Annotated in this window: 21 protein-coding genes and 1 pseudogene; all 22 read right to left on the reverse strand. The window is 28.1% G+C overall.

Features of this window, described 5'->3' with window-relative positions; translation table 11 throughout:
- Window positions 1-290: 290 nt before the first annotated feature.
- The 22 genes and pseudogenes from OW729_RS13630 to OW729_RS13725 all read right to left on the reverse strand — a co-directional run bounded on the left by OW729_RS13630 (window position 291) and on the right by OW729_RS13725 (window position 18,475).
- Window positions 291-995: a hypothetical protein gene (locus OW729_RS13630; RefSeq protein ID WP_268062092.1), complete on the reverse strand. Its 705-nt coding sequence runs from the start codon at window positions 993-995 to the stop codon at window positions 291-293.
- 2 nt (window positions 996-997) lie between these two features.
- Complete coding sequence (locus OW729_RS13635) at window positions 998-1,633, reverse strand: ABC transporter ATP-binding protein (RefSeq protein ID WP_268062093.1); 636 nt, start codon at window positions 1,631-1,633, stop codon at window positions 998-1,000.
- Window positions 1,634-1,642: 9 nt separating this feature from the next.
- A complete protein-coding gene (locus OW729_RS13640; protein WP_268062094.1) occupies window positions 1,643-2,422 on the reverse strand; it encodes a hypothetical protein in 780 nt (259 codons plus the stop codon).
- Between the two features lie 669 nt (window positions 2,423-3,091).
- Window positions 3,092-3,892 carry a hypothetical protein gene (locus OW729_RS13645; protein WP_268062095.1) on the reverse strand — a complete coding sequence of 267 codons (801 nt, stop codon included), beginning with the start codon at window positions 3,890-3,892 and terminating at the stop codon, window positions 3,092-3,094.
- A 95-nt stretch (window positions 3,893-3,987) separates the two neighbouring features.
- Window positions 3,988-4,410: a hypothetical protein gene (locus OW729_RS13650; protein WP_268062096.1), complete on the reverse strand. Its 423-nt coding sequence runs from the start codon at window positions 4,408-4,410 to the stop codon at window positions 3,988-3,990.
- 1,277 nt (window positions 4,411-5,687) lie between these two features.
- A complete protein-coding gene (locus OW729_RS13655) occupies window positions 5,688-6,518 on the reverse strand; it encodes a phosphoenolpyruvate hydrolase family protein (protein WP_268062098.1) in 831 nt (276 codons plus the stop codon).
- Window positions 6,519-6,570: 52 nt separating this feature from the next.
- The gene (locus OW729_RS13660) at window positions 6,571-7,779 is read right to left on the reverse strand and encodes a Tm-1-like ATP-binding domain-containing protein (RefSeq protein ID WP_268062099.1); all 1,209 of its coding nucleotides are present in this window, start codon (window positions 7,777-7,779) and stop codon (window positions 6,571-6,573) included.
- A gap of 152 nt (window positions 7,780-7,931) precedes the next feature.
- Window positions 7,932-9,131, reverse strand: a complete 1,200-nt coding sequence (locus OW729_RS13665; protein WP_268062100.1) for a phosphoenolpyruvate hydrolase family protein — start codon at window positions 9,129-9,131, stop codon at window positions 7,932-7,934.
- 30 nt (window positions 9,132-9,161) lie between these two features.
- Window positions 9,162-9,293, reverse strand: a pseudogene (locus OW729_RS19495) (DUF3990 domain-containing protein); the annotation flags it as partial.
- An 835-nt stretch (window positions 9,294-10,128) separates the two neighbouring features.
- Window positions 10,129-10,296: a hypothetical protein gene (locus OW729_RS13670; RefSeq protein WP_268062101.1), complete on the reverse strand. Its 168-nt coding sequence runs from the start codon at window positions 10,294-10,296 to the stop codon at window positions 10,129-10,131.
- Between the two features lie 465 nt (window positions 10,297-10,761).
- Window positions 10,762-11,517 carry an ABC transporter permease gene (locus OW729_RS13675; protein ID WP_268062102.1) on the reverse strand — a complete coding sequence of 252 codons (756 nt, stop codon included), beginning with the start codon at window positions 11,515-11,517 and terminating at the stop codon, window positions 10,762-10,764.
- Window positions 11,514-12,467, reverse strand: coding sequence for an ABC transporter ATP-binding protein (locus OW729_RS13680; protein ID WP_268062103.1), 954 nt, complete (start codon window positions 12,465-12,467; stop codon window positions 11,514-11,516). Before OW729_RS13680 ends, OW729_RS13675 begins: the two co-directional genes overlap by 4 nt.
- Window position 12,468: 1 nt before the next feature.
- Window positions 12,469-12,924: a GyrI-like domain-containing protein gene (locus OW729_RS13685; RefSeq protein ID WP_268062104.1), complete on the reverse strand. Its 456-nt coding sequence runs from the start codon at window positions 12,922-12,924 to the stop codon at window positions 12,469-12,471.
- Window positions 12,925-12,928: 4 nt separating this feature from the next.
- Window positions 12,929-13,804 carry an AraC family transcriptional regulator gene (locus tag OW729_RS13690; RefSeq protein ID WP_268062105.1) on the reverse strand — a complete coding sequence of 292 codons (876 nt, stop codon included), beginning with the start codon at window positions 13,802-13,804 and terminating at the stop codon, window positions 12,929-12,931.
- Between the two features lie 590 nt (window positions 13,805-14,394).
- The gene (locus OW729_RS19430) at window positions 14,395-14,565 is read right to left on the reverse strand and encodes a hypothetical protein (RefSeq protein ID WP_326498379.1); all 171 of its coding nucleotides are present in this window, start codon (window positions 14,563-14,565) and stop codon (window positions 14,395-14,397) included.
- A 77-nt stretch (window positions 14,566-14,642) separates the two neighbouring features.
- Window positions 14,643-15,008: a serine hydrolase domain-containing protein gene (locus OW729_RS19435; RefSeq protein WP_326498380.1), complete on the reverse strand. Its 366-nt coding sequence runs from the start codon at window positions 15,006-15,008 to the stop codon at window positions 14,643-14,645.
- 21 nt (window positions 15,009-15,029) lie between these two features.
- Complete coding sequence (locus tag OW729_RS13700) at window positions 15,030-15,611, reverse strand: GyrI-like domain-containing protein (RefSeq protein WP_268062106.1); 582 nt, start codon at window positions 15,609-15,611, stop codon at window positions 15,030-15,032.
- 200 nt (window positions 15,612-15,811) lie between these two features.
- Entirely contained in the window at window positions 15,812-16,177 is a 366-nt protein-coding gene (locus tag OW729_RS13705) for a hypothetical protein (protein ID WP_268062107.1), read from the reverse strand.
- A gap of 84 nt (window positions 16,178-16,261) precedes the next feature.
- On the reverse strand, window positions 16,262-16,798 hold the full coding sequence (locus tag OW729_RS13710) for a GNAT family N-acetyltransferase (protein WP_268062108.1): 537 nt from the start codon (window positions 16,796-16,798) through the stop codon (window positions 16,262-16,264).
- Between the two features lie 139 nt (window positions 16,799-16,937).
- Complete coding sequence (locus OW729_RS13715; protein WP_268062109.1) at window positions 16,938-17,552, reverse strand: YdcF family protein; 615 nt, start codon at window positions 17,550-17,552, stop codon at window positions 16,938-16,940.
- Window positions 17,553-17,660: 108 nt separating this feature from the next.
- Window positions 17,661-17,921, reverse strand: coding sequence for a hypothetical protein (locus tag OW729_RS13720; protein ID WP_268062110.1), 261 nt, complete (start codon window positions 17,919-17,921; stop codon window positions 17,661-17,663).
- 326 nt (window positions 17,922-18,247) lie between these two features.
- Window positions 18,248-18,475: a hypothetical protein gene (locus OW729_RS13725; protein ID WP_268062111.1), complete on the reverse strand. Its 228-nt coding sequence runs from the start codon at window positions 18,473-18,475 to the stop codon at window positions 18,248-18,250.
- Between the last annotated feature and the right edge of the window lie 430 nt (window positions 18,476-18,905).

Below are 18,905 nucleotides of genomic sequence, written 5' to 3' on the forward strand. Positions count from 1 at the left end.
CGCCTTTCTTAATTTTTCTGTAGCAAGAAAATTATACTTCAAGGCTTGGTATTATCCACTATTTATTTTTTGGAAACTATAATATGGAAACTAATAAAGTTTTGTTTGTACAAAACTTAGGTAATTAAAATTACATTATAAAATGCAAAATAGGCTGTCTCACTAGTTTCTTAATTCAACAGCCCAATAAATTGATATGATTACTTATTACTACATAATAAATCTACTACTAAAAAAATTAAAAATTAAAATATCTTTTACTAATCTATTTTCTCTTAAAACTTTATAACTTATTTTTGTTTTGCAAGTTTTATAAGTCTATTATACTCTTCAAAATATTTATTTTTTGCCCTTGGGGAGCTAAATATTTGTTCATAATTGATAAAGTTTTTATAAATCTTAAATGGTTCAGTAGTGAACTCTTTTTCATCAATTATAGCAAAATCATTTGAGTTGTATTTCAACGGAAATTTCCCATAGAAAGGTGTTGAATACATAAAAATATTCTTTTTCCCCTTAGTATAAATATTATAATACTTTTTCTCTAATTCATTTAAACAAAAAATATATGTTTTATCGTCTTTTATAAAATTATATCCTTCAAATGTACTTAACATCGCTACATTATTATTGTTATGTATAGCTATTGGCTCATAAATGTATATATTTTTACTATCAATATTTCCTTTCAATACATCGAGCACTGTAATTTCTGTAAGTACCGCTCCAGATAATACTTCTCTGTGACTTGTAGTTTTGCCTTTTACTATAAATTTATAAAGGGAATTAGTATCTTTTACTGAACTAACATCTTTAAATGAACCACTAGAATATTCAATTTCAGTATATGGATAATAAGTCATAGTATTTGATAAATTAAAAATGTCATTATATTCAAATTTGGAAATTGATAATCGAACTCCGATAGATATGATTAAACATATTGAAAGTGAAAATGTAACTATGATAACAAATAAATTTTTCTTAGATTTCATAACTATACCTCTTTAACTTTACCAAAATCTATTTTAAATACTTTATCACATAATTCTTCAATGTCTGTTTTATTATGACTAGCAATTAAAATAGTTGCACCTCTTTCTTTTTCTTTTTCTAGAATATCTCTTAAAATAATAATACTTTCTTCATCTAGGGAATTTGTTGGTTCATCTAAAATAATTAGATTTGGCGATTCCATTAAAGCTTGTACTAAAGCTAGTTTTTGTTTCATACCTAATGAATACTTTTTATAGATTTTTTTGTCATTTGGATCTAATTCAAATCTCATCATCCATTTGCGTATAATATCTTCATTAACAATTGATTTTATACTTGCTATATTTTTTAAACATTGTAAACCTGTTTGGTTATCCCAAAATCCAGGTGTTTCTAAAATCACACCACAAGAATCAGGAAAATCTATATCTTTTGAAATAGTTTTTCCATCTATAATTATCTCGCCACTTGTAGCTTTTATTAACCCACATATTGCTCTAAACAACATGGTTTTTCCTGAACCATTTCTACCTACAAATCCATATATTTTCCCTTTAGATAAGTTAATATTTATATTTTTTAAAACCGTATTTTCTTTTATAGTTTTAGTAAAATTCTTAATTTCTATGTAGCTCATATTTTCCTCCTAATAAAATTCATATTTTTCTATTATTTTTCTTCCTACTAATAGTAAAAATATTATAATTATAACATCGTATGCTACAGCCTGTATAAAATTATAACTTGGAATAAAATTAGAAAAATATATTATGCTTCTGTCAACTAACATATTTTCTTTAATAGATAGCAGATATTGTATTAAAGGAATATACTTTACTAATATTTGTTCTTTTAAAAAAAATAAATGAAAAGTTATTATGTTAATTAAAAATAAAAAAATACAAATAATATATCCAACTATGTTATTTATTTTTAGTGTCACTAAGTTAACTATTATAATAAGAATATATTGAGTTAATATATTTAATATAAGCAATTCTACAAAAACTAATAGAAATTGTTTAGGTTCTTTTATCCTATATCCTAATATAGTAAAATACACAAATGATATACTAAATTGAATAAATTCTATTCTTAAAATATTAAATAATATATATATAAATTTATTAACAATCCATTTTTTACGTTTTCTTGATCTAGTGAATATATAAGCTGCATTTTTTTCTATTTCAATTGCCAAGTCATCTGCAAATATTGAGATTGATATAATCATAGGTAACGAAGATATGAGTATATTTAAAATCGTCATTTTTTCACTTAAAAATGTATAAGAATAATAATATATATACATATCTTTAATATTACTAGTCATTTGATTTAAATTTAAATTTAATATTGTTGATATAAGTATCATACTAAGTATACTAAGTATGATTAGATTAAATTTTTTACATCCTGTTTTCATATAATTCTATTCCCTTATTTGATTTATTAATAAAATATAGTAGAAAAACAATATAAATACTTATTGTATTTTTTATCATATTAAATATTTCTTTTTGACTAATTTCTATAGGCAAAACAAAATATAGCCCAATTTTGTTAATACTCATAATTAATACTGTATAAATAACAAAAGTTACAACAACAGATACTTTTATATTATATTTTTTAAAGAACAGAATTGAATAAATAAGACCTAAAATTAAAAATGATAAAAATTGCATTAATATTGTAAATAAAATATATTTTAAGTCTTTATAAATATATATATTTTTATAATTCAATTTAATAATTGTAAGTACAATTATATTAAAATTAATTACAAATACTAATGTTAAAAATATTATGTTTTTTACTATGGTGTTCATCAACCTTTTAATACTTAAATATCTAATAATTATACAAATATTTTGATAGTAACTTGTATAAATACTTATAAATAGTAAATATTGTATTACTATTATTCCATAACTAAATAAATAATCAGAGTTAATATAAATAGATAAATTATTAACTTTTAAATCCCCTTTAATAATAAATAAAAATAATATTTCTGCTATTGTTAATCCCCATATTATGCTAGATTGTTTGCTTAAAATTGTTTTCTTTAAGTAAAAGTATTTATTCATAACTATTTGTTAATCTCCTTAAAAATACCAATGACTCCACTTATGAACGCTATTGCTATCCACCCAATTAATGTAATGACAAAATTTTTGAATGTGCCAGGGATTGATTGTATATAATTGTATATTTGGAATTGTTCAGGTAATATAAATGAAATTAAATGAACTCCCAAAAACATATAAATATATAATGTTATTTTTTTCATATGAAATAACAGGGAAATGTTGAAACCTATAACAGCTACTAGTGCTGCATAAAGTGATGTTATTAAAATTAACAAATAATTATACAAATATGGATGAGCAGTATATATACTTGATAAAAAGAAACTATCGGCATCCGATTTTAATTGATATACAGTAATACCATACCCATGATTTACTCCTATATTAGGGATTTCTAAGAATATCAAAAGTTCATTTATACTTAATACAAAGAATATTGAAAAAAAAACTATAATAAAAATCGAAAATATTTTTGAGATAAAATATTTTAATTTACATGTTCTTGTTAAATAATGTGAAATTATATTTTTATCTCTTTCATATATAAATGAATCGGAATAAATACCACATGTAATTAAAGGAAGCAGTAATAATATAAGTTGGAATACTGAACGCTGACCAACTCCTTGTATTATACCCATTTTGTATGTAAAATTTAATTGTAAAGAACTTTGCTTATAAGTCATTATAGAAACAGTCAAAAATGAAAATATAGAAATACAATACAAAAATAAAAAACAAAGTCTAAATTTTACACTTCTAAAACAATTTTCAAAATCCAGTTTAATTAAATTTATCATATTTTTTCCTCATTCTCATAAAACTTAATAATTATTCTGTTGTTTAAATTCATTTAACATTAAGAATACCTAATTAGGTATTCTTAAATATTTCTTTATTCGTAATCAACCCAACCTTCAATATAGCCTTTACTTGTAGACCAATTATAGTTAGAAGCCGATAAAGCAATCGGACTACCTGAAACAGAACCACCAGTTATATATGGTGCTTTGTACCATCTACCAGTATTAACTCCAGTATCAATAGTTATAGGATTCGTAATCGTCCAAGTAGGTCCTACAAATTTTACATTTACTTTTCCTATGCTTTGCATTTTAGTAACCTTAACCCAAGAATATTGTAAGTCAGTTTCTTTGTGTCTAGTTGTTAATACACTATCTCCTTGTAGTGGTCTAATAGTCATATTCCAAAACTTTCTTTCTGTTCCCGCCAAGCTAGTATAAACATTAATACATACCAGGCCTATTAATAGACATAATGTTGCAATACATTTCTTGATTTTATTGTCTTTTATCATAATTTAAAATTCCTCCTAAATATTTATTTTTATAATATATACGTTTTAAAAGTATATACTAATAGTAAACATAGTAAGTTATAAGATTATATATCTTTTTCATAACACAATAAATAAAATATATAATGCTTGTCTAAAAATCACCTAGAAATCTGACATATTCTATTATATAAGGTGTTAAGATAATTAATCCTAAAATTGTATTAATACTTAATTAATATATATATTTATAATTTGTATTAAAATGTTATATTATATATACAATATCATTTTTTGTTTATTATGTAAATAGTTAGAAATTATTGAATTGCAAAATTTGTCATAATTATGAAATTCAGGTTGTGGGATTTTAGACTTCAATAGTGCTATAACAATGTAACTAAAACAAGAGTTCCTATTGAAGAAAATAGTCCTATTGTTCTATTGTTCAAATGCAGAAAAAACTGCATATAAAAAGAGATTTTTTAAAAGTAGTTATCAATCCTGCTAAAAGTATCTTAATCAAAGGTATTATGTTTTAACATACTATGAAAATATTTTAAATAACTTTTATCTATTCTTTTATCTAAAGTTTCTATTATATAATCAAAAACATACGATGAATTGATTGTTTCTTGAACATCATCAAAAGTATGTTTTCCCTTAACAATATTTTTATCTAATAAAAAAGCAATGTTAAATGCATTTTCTCTACTGTTTATCGTGAACAATGCCTTAAAATTTTTCTTTCACTATATTTCGAGTTTATTCTAACCCTAAAAGAGAACTTTTCGAAGCAGTAAACAATTAAACTTGCATGTAGCTATACAGTTTTGCAATTATAAAATTTTCTCTATTCAATATAATTACAAGTTAATTATAATACAAAAAATCAATATAATGGAAATCTTGTCTAAATTATATAACCCTATAACCAGCTTTTCAATGCTGAATGCACAAAACGTACAAAATGAAGCACAAACGGAATCCCTTTACATTAATTGTTAATTATAATATTATTTCTAAGATTATATTTGAAAATAATAAGAATTTTTTGCTATTTTCAACAAAAACTTTCTTATTATTAGATTACCCTTCATCAGTTTTAGTAAAATTAAAAAGAAGCAAATTGCCCCTTTATTCTATAAAGGTCAACTTGCTTCTTAAGAGAATAGAACTTTTCACTGTCCAGGACAATTACAAAGTCCCAAACAACTCCACTGAAATTTAATATATTCCCTCACTTTTAAAATAATATTTTAGACTATCTAATGTGTTTTTATAACAAACTTAACTCCTTATTTTTTTATTACTTTGAACGCTTCTGTTTGTGATTTAATACCTTTTTCTGCTGCAAATCTTTCAATACTTGAAGCACCGAAGAAACCGTCTATTCCTTCTGTTTTTTCTATTACATATGCAGCATCTTCTGGTTCTGCAATAGGTCCACCGTGGCAGATTACCATTATATCAGGGTTAACTTTTCTTCCTGCCTTTATAATAGCTTCGATTCTCTCTACACAGTCGTCAAGTGTAAGTGCTGTTTGTGCTCCAATTGTACCTTTTGTTGTTAATCCCATATGTGCAACTAATATATCAGCACCAGCTTCAGCCATTTTTCTTGCTTGTTCTGGATCAAATACATAAGGAGTTGTAAGCATATCTAGTTCATGTGCTTTTCTTATCATTTCAACTTCTAAATCATATCCCATACCAGTTTCCTCTAAATTTTGTCTGAATGTCCCATCAATTAACCCTACTGTAGGGAAATTTTGAACACCTGCAAAACCTTGTGCTTTTAATTGATTAAGGAAAATATCCATTACTCTGAATGGATCAGTTCCACATACACCAGCAAGCACTGGAGTATCTTTAACAACTGGAAGTACTTCTGATCCCATTTCCACTACTATTTGATTAGCATCTCCATAAGATAATAATCCTGCAAGAGAACCTCTTCCTGCCATTCTGTATCTACCTGAATTATAAACTATAAGCATATCTGCTCCGCCAGCTTCACTAAATTTAGCTGTAATACCTGTACCTGCTCCTACACCTAATAATGTATCTCCGCTTTTAACCTGCTCTCTAAATTTTGTCATAATCTCACTTCTTGTAAGTTTATTCATAATTAAATCCTCCTAAAATTTAAATCTATTGATTAACTTATTTATTAATTTCCTACTTTTGCATCATATCTATTAATTTTTGAGCTGCTGCTTGTGCAAAAGCCACCTCATTAATATCACAATCCATTTCTACTAATTCCACAACATTTCTGTTTATACCATTTCTTAATGTATCAAATAATACTTTATTTTCTTCTGGACCATAGAACGGCTGTCCTTCTACATCAATACCAGATACTCCTTTCAGTGGTATAAATAAAGCTACTTTTTCTCTAGCTAAATTTAATTTTTCAACTAATTTTTTACCAATTGCTTCATTTTCCTCTTTGTTTGTTCTCATAAGAGTTACTGTAGGGTTATGTTTATAAAAATTACGTCCAGCAAACTTCTCAGGTACTGAATCATATGGTCCGAAATTACACATATCAAGGGCACCTACTGATACAACTTGCGGTATATGATTTTTGCCTGCTGCCTCTAAACGGTTAGGCCCTGCGTTTAGAACTCCTCCAATAATTTCATCTGCCCATTCTGTAGTTGTAAGGTCTAGTACTCCCTCAATGAAGCCTCCATCCACAAGTGCTTCCATTGAACGTCCACCTATTCCTGTTGCATGAAATACAAGAACTTCATAACCTCTCTTTTCAAGGTATTCTCTTGCAGCTGTTATACATGGTGTTGTTACACCAAACATAGTTGCAGCAACTAGTGGCTTTTTCTCTACAACCTTTGTATTTTCAAATTTAAGCATACCTGCAATAGCAAACACTGCATTTGTAAAAATCTTTGTTGAAATTGAGTTAAGACCTGCAACATCTACTACAGAAGGCATCATAATAATATCACTAGTACCTACATAAGGCTCAGTATTTCCTGAAGCAACTGTTGAAACCATAACCTTTGGAATACCTATCGGTAATGCTCTCATAGCTGGTGTTACTAGTGAAGTTCCTCCTGTACCTCCAAAAGAGATAATTGCATCAAATTTTCCATGTTTGTACAATTCCGGTACTAATTTCTCCATACCCTTTGATAATACTTCTGTTGCCAAAGCTCTGTCCTTTTTAGCTATAAGCTTTTCAATGTCTGTGTTAGCAGCCTCTGCTACTTCTTTGTTTGTTACATCTGGTTTGAATACTGGTTCAAATACTCCTGTATGAATAGTAAATGTGCCTAACCCCTGGCTTTCAATTAATTCCTTTACATATAAATACTCAGTCCCCTTCGTATCAAATGTTCCTGCAATTGCAACAGTTTTCAATTAATAAACCTCCCAAAAATCTTTATTTTTTGTTTGTACCTAAACATTAGTAAGCATTTTAAAATTCAATAAAAGCAGTATAACTAACTGTAAGTTAATAATACTGCTTTCCATTCTCTATGTAAACGTTGTTATGTTCTATGTTTTTGTGTTTATGTTATATTTTTATTTTTCAGTTTAATTTCTTTTGGGGGAATGCCTTTATACTTTTTAAACATCTTGCTAAACTGTGCGTAGTCCTTGTACCCAACTAAAGCCGCTACCTCTGATAACTGAATATTTTCTCTACGTAATATTTCCACAGCTTTTTCTATTCGGAATTTAACTAGATACTCTGAAAAAGTACAACCTACTTCCCTTTTAAAAAGAGTACTTAAATAACTTCTAGAAACATGAGCAACTTTTGCTAAATCTGAAAATAATATATCATGCATATAATTCTGATAAACATACTCTTTCACAAATTCAACATAATCGTAATGCTTTTTCACCCCATCTAGCATTTTAATCATCAAATCATCTTCATCTAGATGTCCTGATACTTTAAAAGCTTTTGTTACATTTGTGATACTCTTTTCAGACGGAATTCTTTCAAAAGCGGAGCCGCCTATATACCCCATTAAGTCTTCATTATTACTGTACATGTACTGAATATCAATTGGGGTTTTAACAGGACCTCCATAAATGAGTTTCACTATATTAGGATTAAGCTCATTGCATTTATTAAATATACTAGCCGCTCTAACCTTCGCTGCCTCTAGCGAAAATACTTTTTTTGCTCCTAAAAGCCCTCCTTCGGTTAAACCTAAATGTACACAGATAACGTCAGCACCAGCTTTAATCATCTGTTCTGCATGCTCTTCGTTAAATACAAAAGCCACTGTAAATAAATTCTTTTCACGGGCTATTCTTATTGCCTCTACTTCCTTAGCATAACAGCATCCCGCTTCTTCAATACCTTCACTAAATTTACCATCAATTAAACCCACTGTAGGATAATTATTAATTCCCGAGAAACCCATAGCTTTTATTTTATCTATATACTCATCCATATCTATTGTAGGGTCCGTACCATTCAAACCAAAGATAATAGGCACATTTTTTAGCAAAGGCATTATTTCCTTTGTAGCAAAATCTATGACCATATCATTGCTGTTGCAAAAAGGCAGATAACCTCCTAGGGAGCTTCTCCCCATGAGTCTAAATCTACCAGAACTCAACGCTAAAATAAAATCTGCTCCTCCATTTTGAGCATACTTAGCTGTCATTCCTGTGCCTGTTGCCACACCAATGATATGATTTCCTTTTTTTATTTCTGCTTTTATATTTTCTAATATTTTTTCTCTCTCCATAATATAAAAACCTCTTCCTTTTTCTTTTCTTACAACCCCTTTTTTCACTTGAACATCTATGTTAGTACAATAAAATCCATTATAAAAGTCTTTATTAAACCCTACTTCTATTACTTTATGGTCTTTTATTTCTATTGAACTCCCATGATATATTTCCTCTATCTATATATATTACGTAGATATATACTTACATTATCCTGTTCCACTTTAGATAATTATACTATTTCCAATTATTGATTAAAATGATAAATATATTTTTACACTGTTTACTTATTAATAATATTTTATCATACTTATTTTTATTTAAATACTTAACACTAAATAAAAAGAAACAAGTTTATACGCTACCTTGTTTCAAAAATTTCTATGTTTTAATAAAATATGTACAGTATTTTGTTTTAAACAATTTAAAGGTAAAATCATCATAAATATTAAAAGTCTATTCACATAGCTACCATCTGAACCATATGAATACTTTATAAATAAACCAAAAAGTACAAAAGATAGAATCATTGAGAAAGCATTTTTACATATGCTTCCTATTAATGAAATTGCTATTGATATGATTTTTTCTAATCATATGAATTTATGCCCAGTATTATATATAATTACAAATTCATTGCAACATAAAAATGAATATAATGGAAAACCTTATCCGAGATTATATAATTCTATACTCAACTTTTCAATACTTAATGCATGAAACGTACAAAATGAAGCACAAACGGAATTGTGTTACATAAATTATAGTATAGTTTTTAAGATTATACTTGAAAATAAAAAGAAAGTTTTTGCTATTTTCAACAAAAACTTTCTTTTTATTTTATTACCTCCAATTTTAATATATATCTTTGGAGAAATATTTTCTTAACTTTAAAATCTTAGGATAATTTGATTTAAATATACCAAGAGATAGAGGCAGATCATTTGAACCTTAGCTTGTAAAGAAAATTGAAACTTATATTTTAATAATTGGTAACATAATGAAATTGTGTGTCTATAATTTATTGTTAGTCTTCTCATTTATGTAAATATCAAGTGCTTTAATTCCTCTATTAGCAAGTTTTACAAACAATACAAATCCATAAATTATTATACTAAATAACACTAAAACAATTATTAGATTAATTAAGGCCACCACAACACTTCCATACAACACTTTCATACAATGCCCCCTTACTTCTTCTTCAATAAAAAACTTTCACACAATAACACACAACTATGTACTTAATCAACATTTCATTCCATATTATAACATTAATTACAATATTAATCCATTGATTATTTCCTACTTCTTAATTCATCCCCCACTAATATTTTACAAAATAAACCATTAGTAGCCTTTGAAAGCCATTGCATCTCCAATGACTTTCAAAGGCTACTAACTATACGTGCAAAGCTCCATAACGATGCCAAATATTTAAACATTAGATTTTACAACTTAAGATATCCAAATTCAACCTTTCTCCATTTAGGTGAAACTCCCGCAAAAGCTGCTCCTTCAAAACTTGTTTCATAGTACTATTAATATTACAATTGATCTATATTCTCATGTTTTAACTGATATAAATAAAGCTACTGCAAATAAATTAAATAGTGTTATAAATAGTTATTAATATTAACTTACCTATTAAAAACTACTTTCTTTCTTTAATCTTGACAAAGCCCATAAAAATGTGATTCCACTCATTACAATAAGCATAGCTATTACTAAAATGATCTGGAGTGCTTGGGCATTCCCTTCTATCATCAATGTACGTAATAAATTAATTACATGTGTAAATGGATTCAGGTTTACAGCTACTGCAATCCAACCAGTTAATGTATCTGATGGAAACAGCGCTGTACTTAAAAAGAATACTGGCAATACGATAGCATTTAGAACTGTTTCATATACTACCTCATTTGGGAGTGATAAACTTATTGCATAGGTCAATGAAGATAAACATAAGGCATTAAGGAAAATAATTAATATAATAATCAAAATTCCCAAAATGTTAGTTTGAATTTTTACAGAGAAGAATAAACTCACAATACACATGACTCCAACTTCAAGAAATGTGCATAAAACTGCTTCAAGAACTTGTCCTAATACTATTGACTTCCTACTAACCGGAGCAATCAGAATACGATAAAAACTTCCATCAGCCTTCATTAAATAGTTCATAATTCCACTACTACTACATGCACCAAAACTCACCAACACAATTAAACCTGGTAAAATAAAAGTTGTATAATTATCAATTCCTATTCCACTCATAGCTTGCTTTGCAACTTCACTATATAATATAAGCCAAAGCATTGGCTGTAAAATAGTAATGACAACAGTAAATTTATTATGAAAGCGCCACTTAACATTACGTCCTAAAAGAGTTATAACATTCATGAAATTTCCTCCAATCCATTCACTTCTGTTAATCTTAAAAACACATCTTCCAAGGTTGGCTGAACTATTTCAATACCTTCAAATTTTATCTGACTCTTAAACAACCACTGATTGATTTTTTGAAAATCTTCTCTACTTTGTTTTGAATAAATTAAAATCTTTTCATCTCGAAGGGATAACTTTATATCATTTCTAGCTTTACTAAGCTCTACAAGACAAGCTTTAGACTCATTTTTATTGGTAAATCGAATACTTAAAATATCCTGTTTAATTAGTTCACGTAACTTAGCTGGAGTCCCCTGTATTACCTCTTTTCCATCTCTCATAATACAGATAGTATCACTTAAATCATCTGCTTCTTCCAGATAATGTGTCGTAAGAAAAATCGTAGTTCCAAATTCATCTCTAATTTTTTTCATCATATCCCACATAGCCATACGTGATTGAATATCCATACCAACTGTAGGCTCATCTAAGAACAAAATCTGTGGATTTGACATAAGATTCAAAGCAATATCTAATCGTCTTTTCACTCCCCCTGAATAAGAAGAAACAGGATAATCTAGATATCTTTCTAATGAAAAACAGGAAATCAAGGTTTTCATACGTTCTTCAGCTTTTGCTTTTGGTATTTTATACAATTTACTTTGGATCATCATATTTTCTTTTAATGATAAGTAGGTATCAATGGATGTTTTCTGCGCAACACATGCAATACTTCTTCTTACCTTGTTAGTTTCTGTATAGATATCACTACCTAGTATTTTTGCAATACCTGAAGTTGGCTCAAGATATGTTGTAAGGATGTTGATTAAAGTTGACTTTCCAGCACCATTCTGACCAAGAAGTGAAAAAATCTCACCTTCCTTAACTGTTAATGAAAGTCCGTTTAAGGCCTCAACACCATTCTTATAACGTTTAACAACGTTCTCTACATAAATTGCTTCCATATTAATCCTCCTCAATCGGAAATATAATTTCTGTAATATATTTCTCAGGATTACCCTTTAAAATCATACCAGGCCCTTTAATAAATACTTCACGGAATTCAGACTGCAACTTAATTCCATTTTGTTTGGCATATGCATCAATCTTTTTATATGCTTCAAACATAGTTTCATAAGAACCCTTGTGAGTAACACATAGTGCCCTTATCCTAGGGGTTTCCTTCACCTCGATACCATTTCCACTTGGAGTCATTGCAGTAGGTACACATAGTTCAATCTCTCCAAATTTAGTCTCTGGATTCATTGTAATGTAGTTAAAAAATGGTGCTCCATCTGCTTTTCCTTTAATTGATTTAAATACATTAGGAAACACTTTATTTGCTTCCGTAGCAATTCCCTTATATCTCATAAATGCTACTCTGATAGGTTCTATTTCTCTAATTTCTACTTGATATTCCATTTTACTAACTCTCCTTTTCCTTTTTTATACTCATCCATATTTCTGCATATCCGCTAACCGTTGATTCATCATATACTGGATATACTGGATATACTTCAACATCTGCAATCCCCGCATGTCTATATCCTGAAAATGGAAGCCATTCTGTAAAAAAACGTTTATATATAGTTTGTATGGATTCCTTGAAGGAACCATGGCTCTCAAACACAGCCCAAATTGATGCAGGGATTTCATATTCATACATTCCTTCTGGCACAGGTTTATCTGTAGCAGTAGCAATATAATAATAAACTTCATCATTTGCATCATAAATTGATATTCCAAAGATTTTTTTTTGCGGTGTATTATTCAGATTTATAATTTGGTAAAACTTTTCGCTTTGCTTTGTTTGTTCCCAAAATGATGGAATTAACTTGTAATTTTTATCCATATCATATGTTAACGGAATACGTACACCAACGATTCTCATAGGAGCTTTTTCTTCGACTCTATATGGCATATCACTACCTCCTTGTATTTGAATTGAGAATTTAATAGGGGGATATGCACAAAGTTGACACCCTTTCGATTTTGCCACGGCAGGATTAATGTTATGTACACTTTGAAATGCACGATTGAATGCCGTTGGTGAAGTATATCCATATTTCATGGCAATATCTAAGACTTTGATATCTTTTGTCTGCAATTCAAAAGCAGCTTGTGTAATTCTTCTACGCCTTATATATTCTACTAACGTTATACCTGTCACATAAGCAAACATACGTTGAAAATAGTTTGTTGAACAACATGCAATTTTAGCCGCTTCTTTATATGAAATATCCCCATCTAAATTCTGTTCTATATAATCAATAGCTTTACTCAAATTTTTTAACCACTCCATTATCTTACCTCCTTGATATTAGCATACTCTACCATACAATTTATTTCCTCGCATTTTTTGATTTAATTTGTAAACATTAAATTATTATCAAAAATGTTAAACTCTATAAATGAATTTTAAATATTTGAATCAATTAACTTGGTATATTCATTTAACATAGAGTAATTCCTTTCAAATTATTTACCTAAAATTTATTATTTTTAATTATATTTATAGGATACCTTTTAGTTAATTCTAAGTTAATTAGATAATAATGTATTTTATAACAATATTTATAATAAAAGATCAGTTATTTACTGACCTTTTTTGCTCTCATATTTTAATTGTTCATATATTTTTTATTTATCTAATGATGGCAGTATACAATCTTTTATTAATTTCATTCTATCTTTTGGTTTCATTATAAATTTAGAAGCAATAGCAACTACCATATTTCTTTCTGGTAAGCAACAAATCATGTTACCTCCATCCCCAATAGCACAATACGCAAATTCGTCCTTTTTAAATATCCACCAAAGATATCCATAATGATTAGGATTATCCTGTAGAGATTCCTCAATCCACTCTTTTGAAATTATTTGTTTACCATTCTATTTCCCATAATTCAAATAGAGTTGTCCAAGTCGCGCCATATCAATTGCTGATAAAGTAACTCCCCAACCGCCAATACTATTCTTCTTGGGATCTGATACCCATCCACAAACATGCTTACCTTTAATAAAATTCATATAGGTTGCAGTAGTCATTTCATAATTTGGCAATTGTTTCATTCCAATTGGTTCAAATAAGTATTCATTTGCAAATTCTCTTGCTGTCTTTCCAGTTGCTTTTGTAAGTATTACAGATAATAAATGCGCTCCGGCTGTAGAATACTTGAAGGTACCGCAGTCATTGTAAGAAGATGTTTTATCGTTATTTCTTGCTTTTTGCTATCTACGAGTGTGCTATCATACTCCGGGAAAAAATCCAGCACCTTTTCATTTACACTCTTTATAGAACCTTTATCAATAGCAATTCCTATCAGTGCAGATAATACACTTTTTGTTACCGAAGCAACATGAATCGTATCTTCTCTTTTATACCCATTGAAATAATTTTCATAAACCAGGTTGCCATCTTTCAGAGCAACAATACCCGCTATATTTTTATATTCCTTTACTATTACTTTTTCTAAATCACTATTAAAGCATTCTTTTTTAAGCACATTATTCCCTCCTCACATTAATCAAATCTTCTTTACAGGTAAATATACATCTGTAATAGAATCTACCGGCCTTTTAGTTTCCCGAGGATTTGTTATATAAATATCAAACGGAGGTTTTGCCACACAATATTTTTCTTGTTCTAACCATTCATGTTGTTTTGTATATACTGAAGTAATTTCTGAATAGTCTCCTTTAAGTCGGGTTTTAATACACAATCCTGGATTAAAATCTTTTGTGCCTATCGCATATTCTTTGATTGGAATAGCAAATTCAATATCGTACCCTTCAAATAAATATTCCTCACTATGATATATTGTCATTGGCGGACCTATCATTGTAAGATCATCTTCTGCTATTCTTTTATATAATTGATTAAAAAACATGTCATATCCTAAATTACATTCTTCTATACTTACTAATTTACGAATTGATAAAATATACATAGCTGGTACTTCTACAAGCATAATATCTAAATCTTTTAAATTACTAAATACCGATTCACCTTTTTGAAGATTTTGCATATCATTACTTAGTTGTTGTAGCATCATATCGTATGCTGTTAACTTTGCTTGAATATCATATCTCTTTTTATTCAACAACACTATTAATTTTTCTTCAAACTGATCTTTTTCTAATTTTAAAAGGTTAAAGTCAACTACACTTATAAAAATACTTTGTGATACTATAAATACAGCCAGATTATTAAATAATCTGACTGCTCTACTCTTTTAAGTGATGTTCTCATAATCTCCCCGATAAATTACTATTTATATTACTTGACATTAAATTAGTATTTGGTCAATTATTTCACCACAACAAGATCACCATCACAAAAACCTGTTGTTATATGCTTAACATTTAATAGTGGCAACTCTCTTAATTCATCCACTAATTCTTTTAAAATCATTTGTATTTCATTAAGCACAGATTTCCAATCACATTCACAATCAATATTTAATTCTGGACATTTTCTTTCTTTAGGTATAAAATCTTCTTCACAAGCCCAGTCATCATCTTCTGCATCATAAGTTAAAGCTCCAATCAACTCAATTCCATAAGGTTCAAATAATCCAAAATTTAAAGCCTTAATGTTATTGGGTAATACTTCTTCATTATTTATTCTTAAAATCCATTCTTTAATAATTTTTTTAGCATTATTTCTTTCCACAGTAAATACCCCATTTATTTAAAATTTTTATTATGTTTTTAATTACATATTAACATTTATATTATTTAACCTTAAAATTGGAATTTAGCAATGTTTCTTCTGTAGCTGCCAATCATTTTTACTATAAACATACTCAAATGACTTAAAAGTTTTATTAAGTGATTCTGAATAAAATGAACCTTCTTGTTCAAAAGTAAAACCACATTTTTCAATCAACCGTTTAGATGATTTGTTATTTTGAAAACAACAAGCATACACATATTCTATTTCATTAGAAAATAGATAATCCAGAATCTGACGAATTACTTCTGTCATTATTCCTTGATTCTGGTAGTTACGATTCAGTACAAAGCCTAATTCCTTTGTATCATCTCTTCCATTCTCAGAATCACTATTTACTTCTATATGACCAATCACTTTTCTGTTTTCTTTATTTTCTATTGCAAAAATGTTACTATTTTCAATATTTCTATGCAACACTTCTTTTGAAGCTAACAAATTACTATGATGCTTCCATCCAGCCAATTCTCCAACACCCTCCTGACTACAATACTCATATAAATCCTCTAAGTCTTTCTCTTCAAAACCGCGAAGAATTGTTCTGCTAGTTTCTAATCTCATATGTATCACTACTCCCTTCTAAATTACTATTTATCTTTCAATCAATTATGGCATATTTTATTACTGTTACGACTTAATTACTTTCTTGATTATGTGATTTTTATACCGTTATTTAAGAAAGTTGCCAAACAGTATAGTATTAGTGTCTTTTTATTTTAGTTTTGGTCATTACATAATTTTCCCACATATATATAGCAATAATATAAAGATAAGAGAGTTCTCTTGGATAGTCAGATTTCTCCATTTGATATGTAATATTGAATTTTGATAAAAAATAGTTAGAACGTCTTAAATGCCAGGGAGAAGTTACTACCATTGCTGATGACCAATTTTTATCTTCCATTATCTTTATTGAATTTTGTATATTTTGATATGTATTTCTTGATTTATCCTCTTTAATCAAACAACTATTTGGAATACCTAATGATTCTGCCAAATTAGCCATAATATCTGCTTCAATATATTTATTATAGACTCCTCCACCCGAACATATAATGTTATTAGCGTATCCCTTATTAAATAATTCAACTGCTTTTATAACTCTTTCTCTCATTATCGGAGAAGGCTTCCCATCCTGTAATGCAGGAAAGCCTAAAATAATTATCACATCAAATCTATCCCTTTTTAATTTTGTTGCAGGAGACTTATAAAGCAAAAGAGGATATAAGTTGATTAATACAAGGATTATAATAATAAAAGTAAAAACATTTATTGCCACATACTTTAATAAAATAATAAGAATATTAGCATCCATTTCCTTTTGTACTCCATTCATTGCTTATATTATATTTTCAATCTCTTCATATGATAAACCAGTTGCTTTTAGTACACATTTTTAATAAACAGTATCTATTATATCTTATTATTGAAGTTTTTCACCACAGTTTGAGCAATAGGTTAACTCCTTAGACTTTACTCTTGGATCAAATACATGTCCACATACTGGATATTTGTATTGCCTTTCAAAATACACTCCTATCCCAAATATAATACTTGCTAAAATATACTTTACTGAGCCTTTTAATAACGCCATAGGACCTGGAGAAAGAAGTATTAATAAAAAACCTATTCCTTTGTATTTTATTCCTTTTTCAAACTGTTCTTTTATCTTTTCACTATCCATATATTCTAAACCCGCCTTATTTTATATAACTTCGTATTTTGAAAAAATCATCCTTAAATAAGCCATTCTTAAAATTCATTATATACCTACACCCCTGTATTTTCAATGGATTACTGGATTTTTCACCAGGCGTTCATTGATTTTTAAAAAAATTATTAAAGAGCTCGTAAGCTCTTTAATATCAATACTTAACAAGATTTTATATGAAATTCAGGTTGGTAAAATAGTTTATAAAAAAGAAGTTTAAAAAATATATAAAAAGAGCCTAAGTCGTTCTAATATTATTTAATACAATATCGGAAACTAAGCTAAGGCTCCCTTTTATTTTAGTTCATATTTTTCTTTATTTTTTCAATCTCTTCATGTGATAAACCAGTTGCTTTTACCACTGTTAGCAAATCCATGCTCATTCTTAATAAATTTCTTGCAGTTTCTAATCTTCCCTCTAATTTTCCTTGTTTGTATCCCTTGTTGTATCCCTTCTTCTCTTCCCTCTTTAATTGCATCCTCTTTAATTTTATCCAAAGTTTTTTCCAAATTACTAACCATATCATCAACCTCCCCTTGATAGAATATTACTTCCTGCCCTTCTATATTTAGCTTGTAAACTATATCTATATCTGATTCTTCTTCTTCAAAATCGCTTAATATATGCCTTATCTGCTAACACTAAATCATCCTCTTTTATTAGATTTACCCAATCTTTATTTATAAAACTTCTTATTAGTTCTAAAAAAGTTCCTTTATGGGAGTTAATGTTTAAAAATAACACCATCTGAATCTAAGTGCAGCAATCAATTTTTATTGCGATAAAAATTATAAAATAAGCTCCTTTATAGCATAACTTTGCTATACTCCACAAATCTTATGCTAAATGTATCCTTGTTCCATATAAAACATCATATTTTGTCTAACTAATTAACAAATAAATATAATACAATGATTAGATTCTCAACTAAAATAATTTAGCTATACGGTGGTAAA

The sequence above is a fragment of the Clostridium brassicae genome (assembly GCF_026738875.1).
Classification (GTDB): Bacteria; Bacillota; Clostridia; order Clostridiales; family Clostridiaceae; genus Clostridium_H; species Clostridium_H brassicae.

What these genes read in the sequence shown, in the direction of transcription:
- OW729_RS13640 (WP_268062094.1), bottom strand. Translation starts at nt 2,422, where the DNA reads ATGAAAACAGGATGTAAAAAATTTAATCTAATCATACTTAGTATACTT.
- OW729_RS13725 (WP_268062111.1), bottom strand. Translation starts at nt 18,475, where the DNA reads ATGATATGGTTAGTAATTTGGAAAAAACTTTGGATAAAATTAAAGAGG.
- OW729_RS13655 (WP_268062098.1), bottom strand. Translation starts at nt 6,518, where the DNA reads ATGAATAAACTTACAAGAAGTGAGATTATGACAAAATTTAGAGAGCAG.
- OW729_RS13680 (WP_268062103.1), bottom strand. Translation starts at nt 12,467, where the DNA reads ATGGAAGCAATTTATGTAGAGAACGTTGTTAAACGTTATAAGAATGGT.
- OW729_RS13710 (WP_268062108.1), bottom strand. Translation starts at nt 16,798, where the DNA reads ATGAGATTAGAAACTAGCAGAACAATTCTTCGCGGTTTTGAAGAGAAA.
- OW729_RS13635 (WP_268062093.1), bottom strand. Translation starts at nt 1,633, where the DNA reads ATGAGCTACATAGAAATTAAGAATTTTACTAAAACTATAAAAGAAAAT.
- OW729_RS13645 (WP_268062095.1), bottom strand. Translation starts at nt 3,892, where the DNA reads ATGATAAATTTAATTAAACTGGATTTTGAAAATTGTTTTAGAAGTGTA.
- OW729_RS13685 (WP_268062104.1), bottom strand. Translation starts at nt 12,924, where the DNA reads ATGGAATATCAAGTAGAAATTAGAGAAATAGAACCTATCAGAGTAGCA.
- OW729_RS13630 (WP_268062092.1), bottom strand. Translation starts at nt 995, where the DNA reads ATGAAATCTAAGAAAAATTTATTTGTTATCATAGTTACATTTTCACTT.
- OW729_RS13665 (WP_268062100.1), bottom strand. Translation starts at nt 9,131, where the DNA reads ATGGAGAGAGAAAAAATATTAGAAAATATAAAAGCAGAAATAAAAAAA.
- OW729_RS13675 (WP_268062102.1), bottom strand. Translation starts at nt 11,517, where the DNA reads ATGAATGTTATAACTCTTTTAGGACGTAATGTTAAGTGGCGCTTTCAT.
- OW729_RS13715 (WP_268062109.1), bottom strand. Translation starts at nt 17,552, where the DNA reads ATGGATGCTAATATTCTTATTATTTTATTAAAGTATGTGGCAATAAAT.
- OW729_RS13720 (WP_268062110.1), bottom strand. Translation starts at nt 17,921, where the DNA reads ATGGATAGTGAAAAGATAAAAGAACAGTTTGAAAAAGGAATAAAATAC.
- OW729_RS13670 (WP_268062101.1), bottom strand. Translation starts at nt 10,296, where the DNA reads ATGAAAGTGTTGTATGGAAGTGTTGTGGTGGCCTTAATTAATCTAATA.
- OW729_RS13650 (WP_268062096.1), bottom strand. Translation starts at nt 4,410, where the DNA reads ATGATAAAAGACAATAAAATCAAGAAATGTATTGCAACATTATGTCTA.
- OW729_RS13690 (WP_268062105.1), bottom strand. Translation starts at nt 13,804, where the DNA reads ATGGAGTGGTTAAAAAATTTGAGTAAAGCTATTGATTATATAGAACAG.